Genomic DNA, 19469 nt, shown 5'->3' with positions numbered 1-19469 from the left:
CGGGGTCGACACGCGTGATCCTGAAGACGACACGCCGGGACCCGCTTGGGGTCCGGCGTGTCGTTGTCCGTGAAGGCCACCTTGAGGGACTCTGAGTCCCTCAAGGTGGCCTTCACGGACCGGTCAGGTGCGCTGACCGGACCAGGCCGCCCAGAGCTTGGCGTACTGGCCTTCGGCGGCGACCAGCTCGTCGTGGGTGCCGGACTCGACCACTGCGCCCGCGTCCAGGACGACGATGCGGTCGGACGCCGCCGCCTGGGTGAGGCGGTGGGCGACCACCAGGGCCGTGCGGCCTTCGAGGGCCGCGGCGGCCGCCGACTCCAGGACGCGGGAGCCCGCGCTGCCCGCCTCGGCCGTGGCCTCGTCGAGGATCGCGATCGGCGGGTCGGCCAGCACCAGGCGGATCAGGGCGAGCTGCTGGGCCTGCGTCACCGTCAGCTGGTGACCGCCTTCGCCGACGACCGTCGCGAGGCCCTCCGGCAAGGCGTCCACCCAGGGCAGCGCCCCCACCTTCGTCAGCGCGGCCCGAAGGTCGTCGTCGGACGCAGAGGGGCGCGCCAGGCGCAGGTCCTCGGCAAGAGGGCCGGCGAAGACGTGGACCTCCTGGCTGATCAATGCGACGGTCCGGCGGGTGGCTTCGGGGCCCAGCTCGTCCAGGGGGACGCCACCGAGCGTGACCGAACCCGTACCCGGCCGGTGGATACCGGCGATCAGCTTGGCCAGCGTGGTCTTCCCGGCGCCGCTCGCCCCGACCAGCGCCACCCGCTCGCCGGGCGCGACGCCGAGGTCGACCTCCCGCAGCACCGGATGACCGTCCACATAGGAGTAACCCGCGCCCGCCGTCTTCACCGACGCGTCGACCGGGCGCGCCGGCGACGCGGGCTGGGCCTCGGCGGGCAGGTCGGCGACGCCGATTATGCGCGCGAGGCTGGCCGCGGCCGCCTGCGCGTCGTCGACCAGGGCCAGCGCCGTCGTGATCGGGCCGAACAGGCTGTGGAAGTACAGGGCCGCCGCTGTCGCCACACCGACCGTCACGGCGTCCGCCCCGACCAGTAGGAAGCCCATCGCCAGGATCGCGGACAGCCCGACGAACTCCGCGAGGTTGAGCCGTGCGTAGAACCGCGTCACCAGGCGGATCCCGCGCAGCGCCAGCTCGACCGCGCTGTCGGAGCGCTTCCGCACCCGCTCGATGTGGGCGTCGCCCATGCTGAACGCGCGGACGGTCTTCGCGCCGCCGATGGTGTCCAGCAGCTGCTGCTGTTGCGCGCCGACGGCCTCGCGCTGGCTGGCGTACAACGGTTTCGCGCGCGGCACGTACCAGCGCACGGTCCACAGCTGGATCGGCACGGCGACCAGCGCGGCCAGGAAGAACCGCCAGTCCAGCACGGCGAGCGCGCCGAGCGTGAGGACCACCGTCAGGACCGAGCGGCCCAGCTCGGGCAACGCCTCCCGGACGCCCTCCGCGACCACCGAGACGTCGTTCGTCACGCGGGCGGTGAGGTCGCCGGACCCGGCGCGTTCGACCTGCTCGAGCGGCAGCCCGAGCGCCCGCGCGACGAAGCGTTCCCGCAGCTCCGCCAGGATCGTCTCGCCGAGCCGCGACACCATCGACACGCCGAGGGCGGTCGCGATCGCCTGCGCCAGCGCGACGAGCACCAGCGCGACCACCGGCGTGACGAGCTCGGTCGCCGGCTGTTTCGACGCGACCAGGTCGACGACCCGGCCGAGCAGGGGAGCGGTGAGCAGGCCGATCGCGGTGGCCGCGACCAGCATGGTGAACGCGGCGACCGCGCGTCCCCTAGCCCGGCCGATCAGCTCGCCGAGGACGGCTCGGATGCGCGGCCCATCGGCCACGGGGAGGAGTTCGCGCGTCATGACAGCACCGCCGCCCGGTAGTCGGCCCGGCCGGCCAGCTCGGTGTGGCTGCCCTCGCAGGCGATCCGCCCGTCGTCGAGGAGGACGACACGATCGGTCGCGGCGAGCAGGGCCGGGCTGGTGGTCACGAGGATGGTCGTGCGGCCGCGCCGCAGCTCCGCCAGGCCCGCGGCGATGCGGGCCTCGGTGACGGTGTCGACGGCGGTCGTCGGGTCGTGCAGCACGAGCACCGGCGCGTCGACGGCCAAGGCCCGCGCGAGGGCGACCCGCTGGCGTTGGCCGCCGGAAAGTGATCTCCCGCGTTCGCTGACGGCAGTCGCGACGCCGTCGGGCAGCGCGCTCGCCACCTCGTCGACGGCGGCGGCCGACATCGCCTCGGCGACGCGCGGCCCGGACTCGACGTTCTCGGCCACGGTCCCCGCGAACAGGTCCGCGTCGTGCGCGGCGACCAGCACGACCTCGCGCACCCGGCTCGGGTCCACAGTGGACAGGTCGACCGCGTCGACCGAGACCGACCCGGTGGCGGGGTTGGCGGCGCGGCCGAGGCAGTCGAGCAGGTCGGTCGCGGCGGCCGGGTCGGTGGCGACCACGCCGAGCAGTTCCCCCGGCCGGGCTTCGAAGTCGACGTTGCGCAGGGCGCCCCGGCCCAGCGCGGACAGCCGCACGTGCCCGGGCGCCGGGGCCGGCAGGGTCGCGGTGCCTTCGCCGACGGCGGGCGGCGCGTTGAGGACGTCGGCGATCCGCCCGGCCGACGCCCGGCCCTGGGCGAGTTCGCCGTTGACCCACGAGAAGATCGAGAACGGCGTGATCAGGTACTGGGCGAGCCCGACCGCGGCGACCAGGTCGCCGATGGTGATGTCGCCCGCCGCGGCGAGGTTGCCGCCGACCAGCGCGACCAGCGCGATGAAGATGCCGGTCAGCGCGAGCAGCGCGCCGTTGTGCCAGGCCTGGGCGCGGGCCGCCTTGAGCGTCGCCTTCAGGGAGTCCTGACTGGTCCGGCGGTAGCGGTCGACGGCCGCGCGTTCGGCGCCGACCCCCTTGAGCACCCGCAGCCCGGCGACGAGGTCCGTCGCGATCCCCGAGGCGAAGGCGGAGCGCTCCTGCTCGGCCTCGCTGCGGCGTTCGAGGGGCTTTCCGACGAGGTGCGCGAGGTAGAGCATCGGCGGCGTGCCGAGCAGCACGAGCAGGCCGAGCGGGATCGACATGGTGAGCAGCACGACGGCACTGACCAGGAGACCGGCCAGCCCGGCGATCCCGAACGGGAGCACGCCGTTGAGCTGGCCGACGCGCTTCGCGTCCGACGTCCCGATGCTCACCAGTTCGCCGGCGAGGTTGCCGGTTTCGGCGCCGCCGCCGGGGTGCAGGACGCGGCGGCCGAGGTCGAGGCGCAGTTCGTGGGCCGCGCGTTCCGCGGCGCGCTCGCCGGCGCGGGCGCCGAGCCGGTAGCTGGTCGACAGGCCGGCGAAGAGCACGCCGAGCACCGCCAGCCAGAGCAGCAGGGTCCAGACCGAGCCGCCCGCGACGGCCTGGTCGATCACGACGCCGATCACCACCGGGACCAGCGCCTCACCGCCCTGGTGGCCCGCCGTCAGCAGCGACGCGAGCGCCACCGACCTGCGTTGCCCGGCGATCGAACGGCGGAGGACTTCCCGTCCGGTCGTGCTCACCCGCGCCTCCCTGTCCTGTCGTGGGATAGGTAAGGCTAGTCTAAGTAAAGAACCTACGGGGAAACGGTCGCGTTCGTCTCAGTGGCCGGTTCGCCGAACCGCGCGAGCGCCAGCGCGGCGGCGACGGCCAGGACGAACCCGGCCACCGCGACCAGCACGAACCCGGGCCGGGTGCGGTCGCCGAGCGCGAGCACGCCGACCAGTGACGGGAACACCGTCTCGCCGAGGACCATCATCGCGGTCGAGGTGGTGACGCTGCCGCGTTGCAACGCCGTCGCGTAGAACAGCATCGCCATCCCGCCCGCGACGGCGACGGTGTAGGTCGCCGGGTCCTTGAGCAGGTCGAGCGGCGCGAGGCTGGGGATGATCCGCCCGGCGATCGCGACGACGCCGAAGCACAGGCCGGCGACCAGGCCGAGCGCCGGCGTCCGCACCCGGCGGTTCGCCTTCCCGGCGACGATCCCGGCCCCGGCCAGCACCACGACCGCGCCGATGAGCACCAGCCGGAACCCGAGGCCGACGGGGTCCGAGCCCTCGCTTTCGGCGGCCGCGCCGAGCAGGCCCAGGCCGGCGCACACGACGACGATGGCGCCCCACTCCCGTTTGCCCAGCCGGACGCCGAGGAACCGCGCGGCGACGGCGGTCACGGCGAGGCTGGCGGCGAGCGCGGCCTGCACGACGAACAGCGGCAGGACGTGCAGGGCCACGATCTGCGCCACGAACCCGAGGACGTCCAGCAGGAGGCCGAGCACGAACTTCCACTGGCCGAGCACGCGCACCAGGAGTTTCGGGTCGACGCCGTCGGCGCCGGTGTCGGTCGCCCGAGCGGCGACCGACTGCATGACCGACGCGACGCCGTACGCGCAGGCCGCGCCCAAGGCGCAGAGGAGTCCCCACCACATGCCACCCACCCTAGGACCGTTCCCGTCCGGCGTGATCTTGGCGGCTCCCCGGATTTTGTCGGACCCCCTCGCTATCTTGTCGGCATGTCGAACACGAGTTCGAAGATGCGCCGGTCCTGGCCCGCTCGCCTGGCCTGGGACGAGCTGCGCGTGCAGCTGGACTTCCTGCAGTTCCTCCGCGCGACCGCGGTCAACAAGGTCGCCGGGCTGACTCCCGAGGCCGCCGCGGCGACACCGCTGCCGACGTCACCGCGGATGAGCGCGCTGGGTGTCCTGAAGCACCTGACCGCGGTCGAGCGCTGGTGGCTGGCGATCGAGGCGGGCGGTGCGGACCTGCCGTCCCTCTGGCCGGGCAAGCCGGACCCGAGCTGGGACCTGACGGAGGACGACACCCCGGCGTCGGTGGTCGCGGCGTACAAGGCGGAGTGGGCCCGGGTGGAGAAGGCCCTCCACGGGCTCACCCCCGACGACCGCACGAGGCGGCGCTCGGAGTTCACCGTGCGGTGGGTGCTGGCCCACGTCGTCCAGGAGACGGCGCGGCACGTGGGGCACCTGGACGTCCTGCGCGAGCTGGCCGACGGGGAGGTGGGGGAATGAAAACAGGGTGACACGCGGGAGTGCGTGGCCGTCGTCGCGGAGTACCGCCGATTTACCGGCCCCCTGGCCCTGCACGGGTGCCCAGTGGGGTTCCGGTGCCCTGTCGGCAGCCGGCTGAGACTGCCGTGCTTGTCCGGCGGTGCGGCCTGACCGGCTCGGGTCTGCCGGTCAGTCGCGGAGGCCGGTTCGGCCGGTCTGCTTGAGTCGATCGAGCCGGTCTGCTGCCTCCTGCCGGCCGACGTGGCCGGTCGAGGCGAGCCGCGGAGCGCGTTGTGCACACCGACCTCACCGGGTGTCCGGGCCAGGGGAGCAGTTGCCTCCACGACGCGCGCCACACCCGGCACGCCGCGACAGCTCGACCTGTGGCGGCTGCGGGACCGGCCGCGTCCGTACACAGTGGACGGTGCCCGGCTCGACGTCGAGCACGACGGCGCCTGGGTGGAGGTCGCCGAATGTGGCCTGGCCAGTCCCGCGGTGCTCGCGCGGGCCGGGCTCGCCCTCGGCATGGGCCTGGACCGGATGCTGATGCTGCTCAAGTGCATCCCGGACATCCGGCTGCTGCGCTCGGCCGCACCCACGGTCGCGGACCAGATGCTCGACCTCGAGCCCTGCCGCCCGGTGCCGGCCAGGTCGAGATCCGGCAGGAGACACCGTGCGCGGACCTGCCACCGCAGGCATTGGCCCGGCTCGGCGCGCGCCATGACCAAAAGAACCTGCTGGTACGCCTGGTACTCCGCCCGCTGGGTACGACGCTCTCCGACCACGGGGCCAACGTCCTGCGTGACCCCGTAGGGTGTCCGGCATGACGGATCGGCTCTACTTCCGGCAGTTGCTCGCGGGCCGCGACTTCGCGGTCGGGGACCCGGTGGCGACGCAGATGGTGAACTTCGCCTACCTGATCGGCGACCGCGAGACGCGGGACGCGGTGATCGTCGACCCGGCCTACGCCGTGCGGGATCTGCTGGACGTGCTCGCCGCCGACGGGATGCGGCTCACCGGGGTGCTCGCCACCCACCACCACCCCGACCACGTCGGCGGCGACATGATGGGCTTCTCACTGCCCGGGATCGCCGAGCTGCTCGCCGTCGAGCCGGTGCCGATCCACGTCAACGGCGCCGAGACCGAGTGGGTCCGGCGGGTCACCGGGGTGTCGGACACCGACCTGCGCGCGCACGACCACGACGACGTCCTCGAGGTCGGCGCGATCCCGATCCGGCTGCTCCACACGCCCGGCCACACGCCGGGCAGCCAGTGCTTCCTCGTCGAGGACAAGCTCGTCTCCGGGGACACGCTGTTCCTCGAGGGCTGCGGCCGCACCGACTTCCCCGGCGGGGATGCCGAGGAGATCTACCGCAGCCTGCAGTCCCTCGCCGGGCTGGCCGGCGATCCCGTCGTCTACCCCGGGCACCAGTACTCCGCCGAGCCGTCGGCGCCGCTGTCGGACGTCAAGCGGACCAACTTCGTCTACCGGCCGCGTTCGCTCGACGAATGGAAGGTCATGTTCGGCGGCTGAGAGGCCGTTCCACGGATTGAAACACCGCTATTTCACGGACTGGGAGCCGGCGTCCACGGATTGACTTCACCCGTTCGTGGCTCGAAGCTCGGGACCATGCATCACGGCGCACTCCTCGTCGCCCGCCTGCACGTCGACCTCCGGCGGCAGGCGAGCGCGGCGTGTCCGCTCGCCTGATTCCGCGCTGAAGTGCGAATACCGCTGAGCCCGAATACTGAAGTCCCGGGAGAAATCCGTGTCGATTTCCACCACGGGCGTGCTGGCGCGCGCCGAACCGGCCGCCGAACGGCCGCCCCGCAAGACCCGCCGGAGGATCGACCTGCGCCGGTGGATCAGCCCGGTGGTGCTGGTCGCGCTCTGGCAGATCGCCAGCGGCACCGGCCTGCTGCCGCCCGACAAGCTCAGCTCACCGTGGACGGTCCTGCAGGCCGGCGTCGAAGTCGCGCGCAGCGGCGAGCTCGGTGACGCGTTCGCCGTGTCGCTCGGCCGGGTCGGCGCCGGGTTCGCCATCGGCGCGATCGTCGGGGTGCTGCTCGGCATCGTTTCCGGCCTTTCCCGCTGGGGTGAGGCGCTGGTCGACCCGCCGGTCCAGATGCTGCGGACGCTGCCGTTCCTCGGCCTGATCCCGCTGTTCATCCTGTGGTTCGGGATCGGCGAGGAGACGAAGATCGTGCTGGTCGCGCTCGGCGTGGCCTTCCCGCTCTACCTGAACGTCCACTCGGGAATCCGCGGCGCCGACCCGAACCTCGTCGAAGCCTCGCGGGCGCTCGGGTTCAGCCGCGCGGAACGGCTCTGGCACGTCGTGCTGCCCGGCGCGCTGCCGCAGGCGCTCGTCGGGCTGCGGCAGTCGCTCGGCCTGGCGTGGCTCGCGCTGATCGTCGGCGAGACGGTCAACGCCGACGCCGGTGTCGGCTACCTCATCAACAACGCGCGGGAGTTCCTGCGCACCGACGTCGTGGTCGTCGGCCTCATCCTCTACGCCCTGCTCGGCCTGGTCACCGACGCGCTGGTCCGGCTGCTGGAACGGAAGGTGCTGCGGTGGCGAACCCGGTAGCGGACGTCGCGAACCTGACCAAGCGGTTCGGCGACCGGACCGTCCTCAGTGGACTCGACCTGACCATCGGCCGCGGCGAGTTCGTCGCCCTGCTGGGCCGCAGCGGCTCCGGCAAGTCGACGCTCCTGCGGGTGCTGGCCGGGCTCGACGGCGCCGTCGAAGGGAAGGCCGACGTCCACGGCACCGTCTCGGTCGCCTTCCAGCAGCCGCGGTTGCTGCCGTGGCGGAAGGTCTGGCGCAACGTCGTGCTCGGCCTGCGCCAGGACGGCGTCTCGAAGTCCCGCAACCGCGCGCTGGCCGACCGGGCCCTGGCCGAGGTCCACCTCGGCGAGCACGCCGACGACTGGCCGCTGACGCTGTCCGGCGGCGAGGCCCAGCGTGTCTCCCTGGCTCGTGCTCTGGTGCGCGAGCCGGACCTGCTGCTGCTCGACGAACCCTTCGGCGCCCTCGACGCGCTCACCCGGATCGCGATGCACCGGCTGGTCGAGGACCTCTGGCGACGGCACCTGCCGGGCGTGCTCCTGGTGACCCACGACGTCGACGAAGCCCTGCTGCTCGCCGACCGGGTCCTCGTCCTCGACGGTGGGCGCATCATCGCCGAACACCGGCCGGGCGGCTCCCGGCCACGCAACCCCGCCGACCACATCGACGTCCGCCGCCGCGTGCTGGCGGACCTGGGAGTGACCGAAGATGCGCCTGTATAAGGGAATCGCCGTCGTAGCGGCGGCGCTGGTCCTGGCCGGGTGCGGCTCGGCCGCGAAGGAGGCCGGCCCGGCGGTCGTGCCGCAGGCGGTGAGCGCGGCCGACCTGGCGAAGGTGACGCTCAAGGTCGGCGACCAGAAGGGCGGCGTCAAGTCGCTGCTCACCGCGGCGAAGGGGCTCGACAACCTGCCGTACAAGATCGAGTGGTCGACGTTCACCTCCGGGCCGCCGCTCCTGGAGGCGGCGTCGGCCGGCGCGATCGACATCGGCCGGGTCGGCAACACCCCGCCGATCTTCGCCGCCGCCGCGAAGGCGAAGATCGCCGTCGTCAGCGTCTCGAAGAGCAACGTCGAGCGCGAGGCGATCCTGGTCCCGGACGACTCGCCGCTGAAGGACGTCGCGTCCTTGAAGGGCAAGACGGTCGGTGTCGCGAAGGGCAGCTCCGCACACGGCCAGCTGCTGAACACGCTGCACAACGCCGGACTGTCCACCAAGGACATCAAGATCAGCTTCCTGCAGCCGGCCGAGGCCTACGCGGCGTTCACCCAGCACACGATCGACGCGTGGGCGATCTGGGACCCCTACACCGCGCAGGCCCAGATCGAGGCCAAGGCGCGGGTGCTGGCCGACGGCCGGGGCTCGTCCAACGGCCTGAGCTTCCAGACCGCGAGCACCGCGGCGCTGGCCGACCCCGGCAAGAACTCGGCCATCCGCGACTTCGTGGTGCGCGTGGTCAAGGCCCAGAAGTGGGCCGACGCGCATCGTTCGGAATGGGCGGCGGCGTGGGCCAAGGAGACCGGGCTCAAGCTCGAGGTGGCGCAGAAGGCCGTCGACGCGGGCCGTGACCTGCCGGCCGCGCTGGACGATTCGATCGTGAAATCGGAGCAGCAGCTCGCGGACGCGTTCACCGACGACAAGACTCTGCCGGGGAAGGTGGACTTCGCCGCGTACGCCGACCGCCGGTTCGGTCCCGACCTGGAGACGGCCCGGAAGACGTCAGGGAGCAACGGATGAGCATCAGGCTGCACTGGTTCCTGCCCACCAGCGGTGACGGCCGCACGATCGTGGAACGCTTCCACGCCAACCGGTCCGCCGGTCCGGCCGCGCAGCGCGACCCCGATCTCGACTACCTCGCCCAGGTGGCCCGCGCGGCCGAGCGGCAGGGTTTCGAGGGTGTCCTGACGCCGACCGGGACCTGGTGCGAGGACGCCTGGCTCACGACGGCGGCCTTGATCCGTGAGACGACCAGGCTGAAGTTCCTGGTCGCCTTCCGCCCCGGCGTCATCTCGCCGACGCTCGCCGCGCAGATGGCCGGCACGTTCCAGCGGCTGTCGGACGGCCGGGTGCTGCTCAACATCGTCACCGGCGGCGACGCGGTCGAGCAGCGCCGGTTCGGCGACTGGCACGACCACGACGCCCGGTACGCGCGCACCGACGAGTTCCTGACGATCGTCCGCGGCGTGTGGTCCGGGAAGCCGTTCACCTTCGAGGGTGAGCACCTGAAGGTCGAGGGCGCGACGACGCTGGCCGCGCCGGACCCGGCGCCGCCGATCTACTTCGGCGGCTCGTCGCCGGCCGCGCTGCCGGTGGCCGCCAAGCACGCCGACGTCTACCTGACCTGGGGCGAGCCGCCCGCGCAGGTGGCGGAGAAGATCGCCAAGGTCAAGGCACTGGCGGGGGACCGGGACATCCGGTTCGGCGTCCGGCTGCACACGATCTCGCGCGACACGTCGGCCGAGGCGTGGGCGGAGGCGCAGAAGCTGCTGGACGCGCTGAGTCCGGAGCAGGTCGCGAAGGCGCAGGCGCAGCTGGCCGCCAGCGAGTCGGTCGGGCAGCAGCGGATGGTGGCGCTGCACGGCGGCCGCACCGACGGCGGCGTCCGCGGCCTGGAGATCCACCCGAACCTGTGGGCCGGCGTCGGCCTGGTCCGCGGCGGTGCCGGCACCGCGCTGGTGGGCAGCCACAGCGAGGTCGCCGACCTGATCGAGGAGTACCACTCGGTCGGCGTCAGCGAGTTCGTGCTGTCCGGCTACCCGCACCTGGAGGAGGCGTACTGGTTCGGCGACGGCGTCCGGCCGGAGCTGGCCCGGCGCGGCCTGCTGGCCGACGTCCCGGCGCTGCACCGGCCGTCCCACCCCGAACGCAACGTCGCCGCGCTCTAACCCCAGCGGGTCGAGGCGTAGACGACGATGTTGTCGCGGTAGCTGCGTTTGGCCGCGTCGAAACTGCCGCCGCAGGTGATCAGCCGCAGCGCGCTGCCCGGCGCCGGCCCGTAGACGGCGTCGGTGGGGAAGGCGTTCTTCGGGTAGCGCTGGACGCGGTCGACGACGAACCGCGTCTCCTGGCCGTCGGAGCGCGTGACGAACACTTCGTCGCCGCCCTTCAGCTCGCGCAGCCGGAAGAACGGCGCCGGGCCGGCCCGGGAGTCGACGTGCGCGGCGATCACCGCTGGGCCGGGGTCACCGGGTACCGGGCCGTCGGCGTACCAGCCGACGTCCTCGAACTTCGCGGGCGCTTCGAGCTGGTGGTCGGGCCCGAGCCCGAGCGGGACGAGCGCGGGCGCGTCGATGGCGATCGCCGGGATCCGCAGGTGCACCGGGCGGACCTCGGCGGCCGTCGGCAGCGGCTGGGGCCCGGCCGCGGCCGCCGGGGTGGAGGACGACGTCACCGTCGGCGGCGGGGTGGCCGGGGCCGCCGTCGAGCAGCCCGCGACCGCCAGCGCCGTGACGAGGAGCGCGCCGAGCTCAGCGCGCACGGGCGGCCCCGCGCCGCCGCAGCACCGGCCACGCCACGAGGGCGGCCAGGAGCGCGACCACCGCGGCCGCCGGCCAGAACGGCGAGCCCGGCGACACCGGCGCCGTGCCGCCACCGCCGGTCTCGACGCCGAACTTCGGCGGGTCGGGGAGTGACGCGCCGTCGGCGATCGGGTTGGCCTTGAGCGCCCCGCCGTCTTCGGTGACCAGCAGCGTCGTCGACGTGCCGGCCTTGACGTCGACGTCCGCGGTGGACTTCACCGAGCCGCCGCTCAGCTGCAGCGGCCAGCGGCCCTGCGGGACGTCGACGTAGTTCGAGGTCATGCCGTACGCCGCGTCCTTGGCGATCGCCATGCCCTGCGGGCCGTCGACGGTGACCGGGGCGATGGCCGCCGACCCCTCGACGACGCGGACCCGGCCCTGGCCCGGACCGGGCGGGGTCAGGTCGTCGGTCACCAGCTGGCCGTGCAGCGTGCCGTCCGGGCCGTTCGCGAAGACCAGCAGGGAGTAGGCGTTGCGCTCGGCGACGTCGATGGTGGCCGACAGCGCGGGCGGGGTGGTCGCCGCGGCGTTGGCGGGCCGCATCGAGAGGGTGTACTTGCCGGGGTCGAGCGACGAGTAGGGCGTGACCGCGCCGTAGCCGGCCTTGCGGATGACGACCTTCTCGGCCTGCCCGAACGGCGCGAAGTAGATGTCCACCGGCGGGACCTTCGGGGACAGGTGCCCGACGCGGATCCAGCCGACGCCCGGCCCGGGCGCGTTCGCCGCCGCGGATGCGGGCACCGGCGCGAGTGCGCCGATCAGCAGGGCCGCGGCGATCAGCCCGGCCGGTCTGAGCAGGAGCCTGGTGCGCATGAGAGGGCCTTTCGGGGATTTCAGGGAGAGGAGAACGGGACCAGCAGTCCCGAGGGCGCGAACAACGGGTAGGTGACGAGCACGCCGTCGCGGGTCCGGGCGACGGACGAGGGGCGGAACAGGTCGCGCTGGCCGGTGTAGAACGCGGCCAGGCCGTCCTCGCCGCCGGCGAACTGCACGCGGCGGCGGGGTTGTCCGGCGGATTCTTCGCCGGGGACTTCGGGGAACGCGGTGATCTTCACCGGCTGCAGGGCCGCCAGGGCGGCGATGGTCGCGATGAGCCGGGGATCGACGCGGCCGGCCCGCAGCACGGCGGCGGCGTCCTGGCTGACGGTGATCCGGGTGGACGCGGCCAGCGCGGCACCGGCGTGGGCCCGTGCCGAGTCCTCCGACGACGCGCCCGGGTCGACCGGGGGCAGGTCGAGGCGGGAGACCGTGACCCGCTGGTCGCCGGAGCCGAACGCCGCGACGACCCCGGCGTCGGCCAGTGCGCCGTCGAGGGCGGGGTAGCGCTGGCGGAGGTCGTCGGCGTCCCGGGTGAAGACCGCCCACTCGGCGGCCGGGCAGACGGCCGCGCACGCGGCGGGCGCCGCCATCATGCCGGTGGGCCAGCCCCCGTTCGCGAGTTCGGCCCAGGCCGCGTCGTCGACGAGCAGGCGGGCGCCGGAAGCGTTGTCCCGCAACCATCCCTGCGCGTCGGTCAGCGGCCCGCTGCGGTCGGGGGACGGCTTGAGCGCGGTGAACCCGTACGCCCAGCCGACCCCGACCACCACCACGAACACGGTGGCGGCCACCACGAGCCCGGTCCGGCCCCCGGCCCGTGACTGATGCGATGCGGCCCGGCGCTGCCGGGTGATGGCCTGAGCGACCCCGGCCACGAGCAGCGGGGTCACCGGCAGCAGGAGCGCGAGCACCGCCGTGTCGGGCACCCCCGGCACGAGCAGGACCGCGACGAGCAGCAGGCCGGACACCGCGAACGGCCGCAGCGCCGCGACCGCCAGCCCGGCGACGAGCGCGAAGACCGACAGCACCGCCCAGGCCGGATCGAGCGCCACCCAGTCGGCGACGTCCGGGTGGCCGGCGGCGGCGAGGTGGGGCCGCAGCACGGCGGCGGCCGGGCCGAACGCGACGCCCAGGCCGAGGTTGAGCAGCACCGCCACCACGGCGGCCCGGGTCGGTGAGCGGCGGACCAGCAGCCAGCCGGCCGCGGGCAGCAGGAACAGCGCCAGCGGTGAGGTCAGCACGGCCGCCAGCAGGCACACCGCGGCCGCGATGTCGTGGCGGAGCTTGGCCTCGGGGGTGGTGATCAGCACCAGGGCGCCCAGCGCCCACACCGCCGCCAGGTGCTCGACGACGACCAGCCGCTGCAGGCCGAGCGCCAGCGGTGACACCGCGACCAGCAGCACCGCCGCCGTGGCCGCCCAGCGCGCCAGGCCGAGGCGGCGCGCGAGGAACCACAGCAGGACCGTGCCGATCACGGCCGCGACCAGCATCGTCTCGCGGACCGCCGCCAGCGCCGTGGCCGAGCGGCCGAACGCGTCGGACACCATCGTGTAGGCGGACAGCTGCAGCCAGCCGAACCGGCTGAGCCCGGCGCCGCCCGCGTCGGTGAACGACGTGAGGTGGCCGAGCGCGTACGCGTGGGCGACGGTCGCCGACTCGGACGGCAGGGCCGGCGTCGTGGCGGCCAGGTAGAGCACGCGGAGGCCGCCGGCCAGGGCCAGCAGCGCCAGCACGATGTCGAGGGACAGCAGCCGGTGCGCGGCCGAGGGACGCGCACCCGACTGCTCGGAAAGTGTCGCGGGGGAGTGGCCCGAGAACGTCGTCCCCCAGCTGTGCTGGGCCATTGGACGGATCGTAGCCGCTGCGGATCAGCCGTACAGCTCGGGGAGGTCACGTCATCCGGACGGCCTAGAGATCGTCCCGGAAGATCAAAAAGCCTTGCCCCGCAAGATTATTTCCGACTGTCCGCAGTGGACCCGGAAAGCGTCCGGGTCAACGCGAGTGCGACCGTGCGGACGGCGGGAGCAACCCGTTCGGTCCGCATCCGGTTGGCCCAGCCCGAAATGGACACGGCCGCGACCGCGACGCCGTGCGCGTCGAGCAGCGGGCTGGCCGCGCACACGACACCGACGCCCGATTCCTCACGTTCCAGCGCGATCCCGTCTTCGCGGATCCGGGTGAGCTGACGGCGAAGCAGCCCGGGTGCGGTGATCGTCTTGGGGCTCATGCGGGGTAATCCGGCGTCGATCACCTTGTTCACCACGGATTCCGCGGAAAACGCGAGAATTGCCTTACCGACGCCGGTCGCGTGCGCGGGGAACCGGCCGCCGATGCGCGACGGCAGCGTCGGCGCGTCCGGCCCGCGCAGGACGTCGAGGTAGACGACTTCGGTGCCTTCCAGGATCGCGAGGTGGACCGTGTTGCGCGTCGCCTCGCGGAGATCGGCGAGGTACGGCCGGGCCGCTTCGACGAGTCCTCGCCGGGGTGAGGCCAGTTGGCCGATTTCGAACAGCCGCAGCCCGAGCCGCACCGCGCCGTCCTCGCGGGTCAGCAGGCCGGTCTCGGCGAGGTGGCCGACGAGCCGGTGCACGGTGGTCTTGGCCAGCCCGGTCCGGCGGGCCAGCTCGGACACGCCGAGTGACTCGTCACCCGGGCGGAAGGCCTCGAGGAGCGCGGCGAGCCGGGCCGCGACGAGGCCGTCGCCGCTCGCTCCCTCGTTCCGCCCAGCGGTACGCATGGGTTGAGTGTGCCCGATCCGGCGCGGGACTGTCAGCTGGTGGTGCGGTCAGCGGGACAGGTCGTCGGCGCCGAGCACGAGCTTGACGCAGTGCGCGACGAGCCGCTCGCGCGTCACCTTCAGCGAGCCGTCGAGGTAGGCGACGAAGACGTTGCTCAGCGCGCCGACCAGCCCGACGGCCACGAGCTGGCGTTCGGTCTCGTCCCCGCCCGAAAGCTGCTCGCCGACGACGGCGGTGAACACCGGCAGCAGGTGCAGGCCGCGCCGGGTGAGCGCGGGGTCGGTCAGCGGGGCGAGGAGCAGGATCCGGCCCCGGCGGGGGTCGTCGACGATCAGCTCGACGAACGCGCGTACGGCGTTCTCGGCCCGCAGGGTCGGGTTCGGCGCGTCCTGCACGGCGTCGACGAGGGCTCGGCGCGCCTGCTCGCCGACGTGCTCGTAGACCGCGGCGACGAGCTCCTCGCGGTCGGCGAAGCTCTCGTAGAAGTAGCGCTCGGTGAGCTTCGCGTGCCGGCACACCGCGCGCACGCTGGTCGCGGCCGAGCCTTCGGTGCCCAGCAGCTCGAGGCCCGCGGCGACGAGCTGCTCGCGCCGGAGCGCCTTCCGGTCGTCCAGTGTCGTGCCCGCCCAGGTCCGGCCCGGCATCCCCGCTCCTCGGTTGACTACGTGTGTTGTCAGATCCTAGCCTGACAACAGCCGTAGTCAGTTCGAGACTCGACGAGGAGCCGCCGATGACCCCGCAACCGCTCGGTCCCGACTCGCTGACCTGGAAGTACTTCGGCGACTGGCGTGGCCTGCTGATCGCGCTGTGGGCCGGGTCGATGCAGAACATGCACCCGGGCCTCGGGGCCGGCGTCGAGCAGCACTCGCGGTTCTTCGAGGAGCGCTGGCAGCGGCTCTTCCGCTCGCTCTACCCGATCGGCGGGGTCGTCTACGACGGCCCGCGCGCCCACCAGACTGCTCTCGAAGTCCGCGGCTACCACGACCGGATCAAGGGGATCGACGCGCGCGGCCGTCGCTACCACGCCCTCGACCCGGACACCTACTACTGGGCGCACTCGACGTTCTTCGTCAGCACGATCCTCATCGCCGACCACTTCATGGGCGGCATCGGCGAGGCGGAGAAGCGGCGGCTGTTCGACGAGCACGTCATCTGGTGGCGGATGTACGACATGAGCCTGCGGCCGGTGCCGGAGAGCTGGGAGGACTTCCAGCGGTACTGGAAGCACATGTGCGCCGAGGTCCTGGAGGACAACAAGGCCACCCGGGACGTCCTCGACCTGCGGGGGATCGCAAAACCGCCGTTCCTGCCGTGGCTGCCGGACGTGCTCTGGCGGCCGGTGAGCGTGCTGGTCGCGCGCAACTTCCTCTGGCTGACGACCGGGCTGTACGACCGCGAGATCCGCGACCTCCTCGGCCTGCGCTGGTCCGAGCGGGACGCGCGCAGGCATCGCCGGGTGGGGAAGCTGATCAACGCCGTGTTCCGGCTCGTCCCGCACGACCGGCGCTACCACCCGCGGGCCCGGGCCGGCTGGCGTCGCGCCCGCGGCGAGGTGGCTCCGGACGCCGCCGTGGTCGAGACTCCACCCAGGAACCTGCCGCCGCTGTCCGAGCGTGGCAAACCGGAGCACTACGCGCCGAACATCTAGGAGGTCTTCGTGAAGCTGGGATTCCACGTCGGGTACTGGGGCAGCGGGCCGACCCCGGGTGCGCTGGAGGCCGTCCTCAAGGCCGAGGAGCTCGGCTTCGACTCGGTGTGGACGGCGGAGGCGTACGGCTCGGACGCGTTCACGCCGCTGGCCTGGTGGGGCTCGTCGACCAGCCGGATCCGGCTCGGCACCAACATCGTCCAGATGGCCGCGCGGACCCCGACGGCGACGGCGATGAGCGCCCTGACCCTCGATCACCTGTCGGGCGGCCGGTTCGTGCTCGGCCTCGGCGCGTCGGGTCCGCAGGTCGTCGAGGGCTGGTACGGCCAGCCGTACCCGAAGCCGCTGGCCCGCACGCGCGAGTACGTCGACATCGTGCGGCAGGTGCTCGCGCGGGAGGCGCCGGTGACGCTGGACGGCCAGCACTTCCAGCTCCCGCTGAAGGGCGGTGCCGGGCTGGGCAAGCCGCTCAAGCCGACCGTGCACCCGCTGCGCAAGGACGTCCCGATCCATCTGGCCGCGGAGGGCCCGAAGAACGTCGCGCTGTCCGCCGAGATCTGCGACGGCTGGCTCCCGCTGTTCTTCTCGCCCAAGAGCAACGACTTCTACAAGGCCGCGCTCGAAGAGGGCTTCGCGCGGCCGGGCGCCCGGCGCACCCTGGAGACGTTCGAGGTGCCCGCGTCGGTTCCGGTGATCGTGCACGACGACGTCGAGGAGGCGGCGAGCTGGATCAAGCCGTCGCTCGCGCTCTACATCGGCGGCATGGGCGCGAAGAGCGTGAACTTCCACCACGACGTCTTCGCGCGGCTGGGCTACGAGGACGTCGCGGACAAGGTCCAGGAGCTGTACCTCGCCGGACGCAAGGACGAAGCGACCGCGGCGATCCCGACCTCGCTGGTCGAGGACACCTCGCTGATCGGCCCGGCCGCGAAGATCCGCGAAGAGCTGAAGGCGTGGGAGGACACGGTCGTCACCCAGCTGCTGCTGCGCGGGGACGCGGCGACCCTGGAGAAGATCGCCGAAGCCCTCGGCTGACCCGCGAATCGACGGCGCCCGGGCGGCTTGACGGCACTTTTGTCGGGTTGCCCGGGTGGCCGGGCTCACGTACGGTCCGCAACTAACGCGAAAGTCGTTCACGTTAGTCGGGAGACCGTATGCGGGTGAGTCGTCGTCACGTCCTGGCCGGAGCCGCCGCGCTGCCCTTCGCCGCCACCGTGGCGAGACCCGCCGCGACCGCCTCCGCGCTGAAGGTCGGCGTCGGAATCGGCGACGTCACCGGGCCCGCTGCCGAGAACGGCATGATGGGCTACTCGATGCCGCAGCAGCAGACGGCCGGCATCCACCTGCGCACCCGGGCGCGCGCCTACGTCGTGGACGACGGCACGAACCGGATCGTCTTCGTCACCGCCGAGCTGGGCGCGCTCTTCCAGTCCGTCCACCAGGGTGTCCTGCGTGAGCTGGCGCGGAAGTACGGGACCACCTACACCGAGCAGAACGTGCTGCTCAACGCCACCCACACGCACTCCGCGTGCGGCGGCGACTCGCACTACGCCGCCTACGACCTGTCGATCCTCGGCTTCCAGCAGCAGACCTACGACGCCGTCGTCGCGGGGATCGTCGAGGCCATCGGCCACGCGCACGACACCCTCGCGCCCGGCGAGCTGACGCTCGGCCGGACCGAGCTGACCGAGGCCAGCGCGAACCGCTCGCGCGTCGCGTTCGAACTGAACCCGGACAAGGACCACTTCCCGCTGTCGATCGACCCGGCCGTCACCGTGCTGCGGTTCCGCCAAGGCGGCAAGGACGTCGGCGCGATCACCTGGTTCGCCACGCACGGCACGTCGATGAGCAACGGCAACCACCTGATCAGCAGCGACAACAAGGGGTACGCGGCCTACACGTGGGAGCACGACCACGCCGGCGTCCGCTACCTCGACGGCCCGCCCGGGTTCGTCGCGGCGTTCGCCCAGACCAACTCCGGCGACATGACGCCGAACCTCAACCTCCAGCCCGGCACTCCCGAGACGGAGTTCCAGAACACCCAGCGCATCGGTGAACTCCAGTTCCAGGCGGCGAAACGCGCGTTCGACGCGGCGAACGAGTCCGTGACCGGCGGTGTCGACCACCGCATGACCTACGTGGACATGTCCGCCGTCGACGTCGACCCGCGGTTCACCCCGGACGGCCGTCCACACCGGACCTGCACCGCCGCCATCGGCGTCTCGATGCTGGCCGGCAGCACCGAAGACGGCCCCGGCCTGCCGCTGCCCGAGGGCGTCAAGAACCCGTTCATCGACTGGCTCGGCGGCATCGACGCGCCGATCCCGCAGGCCCTGGCCGACGCGCAGGCGCCGAAGGTCGTCGCCGTGCCGTTCGGCGCCATGAAGCCGTACCCGTGGGCGCCCGAGGTGCTGCCGCTGCAGATCGTCCGGATCGGGCAGCTGCACCTGGTCGCCGGGCCCGCCGAGTACACGATCGTCGCCGGGCTGCGGATCCGGCGGACCGTGGCCGCGGAACTCGGCGTCCCGCTGGAGAACGTTCTCGTGCAGGGCTACTCCAACGCCTACAGCCAGTACGTCACGACGCCGGAGGAGTACGACTCGCAGCAGTACGAGGGCGCGTCGACGCTCTTCGGCCGCTACACGCTGCCCGCGTACCAGCAGGAGTTCGGCAAGCTCGCCGCCGCGATGAAGGCGGGCTCCTCGGTCCCGCACGGCCCGGTCCCGCGCGACCTGCGCGGCAAGCTGGTCAACTTCCAACCCGGGGTCGTCTTCGACAGCGCACCGCTGTTGAAGAGCTTCGGCGACGTCGTCACCGACGCGAAGAGCAGCTACCGCCGCGGCGAGCAGGTGTCGGTCGCCTTCGTGACCGGCCACCCGAAGAACGACCTGCGCCGCGACGGCACGTTCCTGGAGATCCAGCAGTACGCCGACGGCCGCTGGGTCCGCTACGCCGACGACGGCGACTGGGCGACGAGGTTCCGCTGGACCCGGACGTTCGTCTCCGAGTCCCGCGCCGAGGTCACCTGGGACATCCCGGCGAACACACCGGTCGGGAAGTACCGCGTCGTCCATTTCGGAGCGTGGAAGCACGGCCTGACCGGCGCCATCGCCCAGCTCAGCGGGACCTCCCGCGCCTTCGTCGTCTCCTGAAAGGACCAGC

19 protein-coding genes are annotated in these 19469 nt (G+C 72.8%); 11 read left to right on the top strand and 8 right to left on the bottom strand.

Translation table 11 applies throughout. The features are described from left to right. Window positions 1-123: 123 nt before the first annotated feature. From VA596_RS18100 to VA596_RS18090, 3 genes are read right to left on the bottom strand one after another with little or no spacing between them, the layout of a single operon-like run. Window positions 124-1875, bottom strand: a complete 1752-nt coding sequence (locus VA596_RS18100; RefSeq protein ID WP_323328594.1) for an ABC transporter ATP-binding protein — start codon at window positions 1873-1875, stop codon at window positions 124-126. Beyond that, window positions 1872-3542 carry an ABC transporter ATP-binding protein gene (locus tag VA596_RS18095; protein WP_323328593.1) on the bottom strand — a complete coding sequence of 557 codons (1671 nt, stop codon included), beginning with the start codon at window positions 3540-3542 and terminating at the stop codon, window positions 1872-1874. The genes VA596_RS18100 and VA596_RS18095 overlap by 4 nt, the downstream gene beginning before the upstream one ends. Window positions 3543-3595: 53 nt before the next feature. Continuing rightward, a complete protein-coding gene (locus tag VA596_RS18090) occupies window positions 3596-4444 on the bottom strand; it encodes a DMT family protein (protein WP_323328591.1) in 849 nt (282 codons plus the stop codon). 84 nt (window positions 4445-4528) lie between these two features. Here VA596_RS18090 and VA596_RS18085 point away from each other — a divergent pair, with 84 nt between their 5' ends. The 8 genes from VA596_RS18085 to VA596_RS18055 all read left to right on the top strand — a co-directional run bounded on the left by VA596_RS18085 (window position 4529) and on the right by VA596_RS18055 (window position 10472). Continuing rightward, entirely contained in the window at window positions 4529-5041 is a 513-nt protein-coding gene (locus VA596_RS18085) for a DinB family protein (protein WP_323328589.1), read from the top strand. A 270-nt stretch (window positions 5042-5311) separates the two neighbouring features. After that, on the top strand, window positions 5312-5833 hold the full coding sequence (locus VA596_RS18080) for a tRNA ligase subunit PheS family protein (protein ID WP_323328587.1): 522 nt from the start codon (window positions 5312-5314) through the stop codon (window positions 5831-5833). 10 nt (window positions 5834-5843) lie between these two features. Further along, entirely contained in the window at window positions 5844-6554 is a 711-nt protein-coding gene (locus tag VA596_RS18075; protein ID WP_323328585.1) for an MBL fold metallo-hydrolase, read from the top strand. Between the two features lie 96 nt (window positions 6555-6650). After that, a complete protein-coding gene (locus VA596_RS50670) occupies window positions 6651-6731 on the top strand; it encodes a putative leader peptide (RefSeq protein WP_400535415.1) in 81 nt (26 codons plus the stop codon). 58 nt (window positions 6732-6789) lie between these two features. Continuing rightward, window positions 6790-7608, top strand: a complete 819-nt coding sequence (locus tag VA596_RS18070; RefSeq protein WP_323328583.1) for an ABC transporter permease — start codon at window positions 6790-6792, stop codon at window positions 7606-7608. Next, window positions 7593-8312, top strand: a complete 720-nt coding sequence (locus VA596_RS18065; protein ID WP_323328581.1) for an ABC transporter ATP-binding protein — start codon at window positions 7593-7595, stop codon at window positions 8310-8312. Before VA596_RS18070 ends, VA596_RS18065 begins: the two co-directional genes overlap by 16 nt. Further along, window positions 8299-9324, top strand: a complete 1026-nt coding sequence (locus VA596_RS18060) for an ABC transporter substrate-binding protein (RefSeq protein ID WP_323328579.1) — start codon at window positions 8299-8301, stop codon at window positions 9322-9324. Before VA596_RS18065 ends, VA596_RS18060 begins: the two co-directional genes overlap by 14 nt. Further along, the gene (locus tag VA596_RS18055) at window positions 9321-10472 is read left to right on the top strand and encodes an LLM class flavin-dependent oxidoreductase (RefSeq protein ID WP_323328577.1); all 1152 of its coding nucleotides are present in this window, start codon (window positions 9321-9323) and stop codon (window positions 10470-10472) included. Before VA596_RS18060 ends, VA596_RS18055 begins: the two co-directional genes overlap by 4 nt. Here the strand turns inward: VA596_RS18055 and VA596_RS18050 are convergent. The 5 genes from VA596_RS18050 to VA596_RS18030 form a co-directional block, all read right to left on the bottom strand. After that, window positions 10469-11065 (bottom strand): class F sortase, encoded by a 597-nt coding sequence (locus tag VA596_RS18050; RefSeq protein ID WP_323328575.1) that lies wholly within the window; start codon window positions 11063-11065, stop codon window positions 10469-10471. The genes VA596_RS18055 and VA596_RS18050 overlap by 4 nt on opposite strands. Beyond that, the gene (locus VA596_RS18045; RefSeq protein ID WP_323328573.1) at window positions 11055-11918 is read right to left on the bottom strand and encodes a DUF4397 domain-containing protein; all 864 of its coding nucleotides are present in this window, start codon (window positions 11916-11918) and stop codon (window positions 11055-11057) included. The genes VA596_RS18050 and VA596_RS18045 overlap by 11 nt, the downstream gene beginning before the upstream one ends. A gap of 20 nt (window positions 11919-11938) precedes the next feature. Continuing rightward, the gene (locus VA596_RS18040; RefSeq protein ID WP_323328571.1) at window positions 11939-13765 is read right to left on the bottom strand and encodes a glycosyl transferase; all 1827 of its coding nucleotides are present in this window, start codon (window positions 13763-13765) and stop codon (window positions 11939-11941) included. A 107-nt stretch (window positions 13766-13872) separates the two neighbouring features. After that, a complete protein-coding gene (locus VA596_RS18035; RefSeq protein ID WP_323328569.1) occupies window positions 13873-14658 on the bottom strand; it encodes an IclR family transcriptional regulator in 786 nt (261 codons plus the stop codon). Between the two features lie 48 nt (window positions 14659-14706). Beyond that, entirely contained in the window at window positions 14707-15303 is a 597-nt protein-coding gene (locus tag VA596_RS18030; RefSeq protein WP_323328567.1) for a TetR/AcrR family transcriptional regulator, read from the bottom strand. Window positions 15304-15389: 86 nt separating this feature from the next. On the opposite strand from VA596_RS18030, the gene VA596_RS18025 reads away from it, so the two are divergent. The 3 genes from VA596_RS18025 to VA596_RS18015 all read left to right on the top strand — a co-directional run bounded on the left by VA596_RS18025 (window position 15390) and on the right by VA596_RS18015 (window position 19459). Continuing rightward, complete coding sequence (locus VA596_RS18025; RefSeq protein ID WP_323328565.1) at window positions 15390-16307, top strand: oxygenase MpaB family protein; 918 nt, start codon at window positions 15390-15392, stop codon at window positions 16305-16307. A 9-nt stretch (window positions 16308-16316) separates the two neighbouring features. Continuing rightward, window positions 16317-17342 carry an LLM class F420-dependent oxidoreductase gene (locus tag VA596_RS18020; protein WP_323328563.1) on the top strand — a complete coding sequence of 342 codons (1026 nt, stop codon included), beginning with the start codon at window positions 16317-16319 and terminating at the stop codon, window positions 17340-17342. A 119-nt stretch (window positions 17343-17461) separates the two neighbouring features. Continuing rightward, entirely contained in the window at window positions 17462-19459 is a 1998-nt protein-coding gene (locus VA596_RS18015) for a neutral/alkaline ceramidase (protein WP_323328561.1), read from the top strand. The last annotated feature ends 10 nt before the right edge of the window (window positions 19460-19469 follow it).

Origin of the sequence: Amycolatopsis heterodermiae (assembly GCF_034929455.1) — a bacterium.
GTDB classification, from domain to species: domain Bacteria; phylum Actinomycetota; class Actinomycetes; order Mycobacteriales; family Pseudonocardiaceae; genus Amycolatopsis; species Amycolatopsis heterodermiae.
This window is presented reverse-complemented; position numbering and strand designations above follow the sequence as displayed.

Bases quoted from the DNA above. Each gene is read 5' to 3' on its own strand.
- VA596_RS18100 (WP_323328594.1), bottom strand. From the start codon at position 1,875: ATGACGCGCGAACTCCTCCCCGTGGCCGATGGGCCGCGCATCCGAGCC.
- VA596_RS18090 (WP_323328591.1), bottom strand. From the start codon at position 4,444: ATGTGGTGGGGACTCCTCTGCGCCTTGGGCGCGGCCTGCGCGTACGGC.
- VA596_RS18085 (WP_323328589.1), top strand. From the start codon at position 4,529: ATGTCGAACACGAGTTCGAAGATGCGCCGGTCCTGGCCCGCTCGCCTG.
- VA596_RS18075 (WP_323328585.1), top strand. From the start codon at position 5,844: ATGACGGATCGGCTCTACTTCCGGCAGTTGCTCGCGGGCCGCGACTTC.
- VA596_RS50670 (WP_400535415.1), top strand. From the start codon at position 6,651: ATGCATCACGGCGCACTCCTCGTCGCCCGCCTGCACGTCGACCTCCGG.
- VA596_RS18060 (WP_323328579.1), top strand. From the start codon at position 8,299: ATGCGCCTGTATAAGGGAATCGCCGTCGTAGCGGCGGCGCTGGTCCTG.
- VA596_RS18055 (WP_323328577.1), top strand. From the start codon at position 9,321: ATGAGCATCAGGCTGCACTGGTTCCTGCCCACCAGCGGTGACGGCCGC.
- VA596_RS18045 (WP_323328573.1), bottom strand. From the start codon at position 11,918: ATGCGCACCAGGCTCCTGCTCAGACCGGCCGGGCTGATCGCCGCGGCC.
- VA596_RS18040 (WP_323328571.1), bottom strand. From the start codon at position 13,765: ATGGCCCAGCACAGCTGGGGGACGACGTTCTCGGGCCACTCCCCCGCG.
- VA596_RS18035 (WP_323328569.1), bottom strand. From the start codon at position 14,658: ATGCGTACCGCTGGGCGGAACGAGGGAGCGAGCGGCGACGGCCTCGTC.
- VA596_RS18030 (WP_323328567.1), bottom strand. From the start codon at position 15,303: ATGCCGGGCCGGACCTGGGCGGGCACGACACTGGACGACCGGAAGGCG.
- VA596_RS18025 (WP_323328565.1), top strand. From the start codon at position 15,390: ATGACCCCGCAACCGCTCGGTCCCGACTCGCTGACCTGGAAGTACTTC.
- VA596_RS18015 (WP_323328561.1), top strand. From the start codon at position 17,462: ATGCGGGTGAGTCGTCGTCACGTCCTGGCCGGAGCCGCCGCGCTGCCC.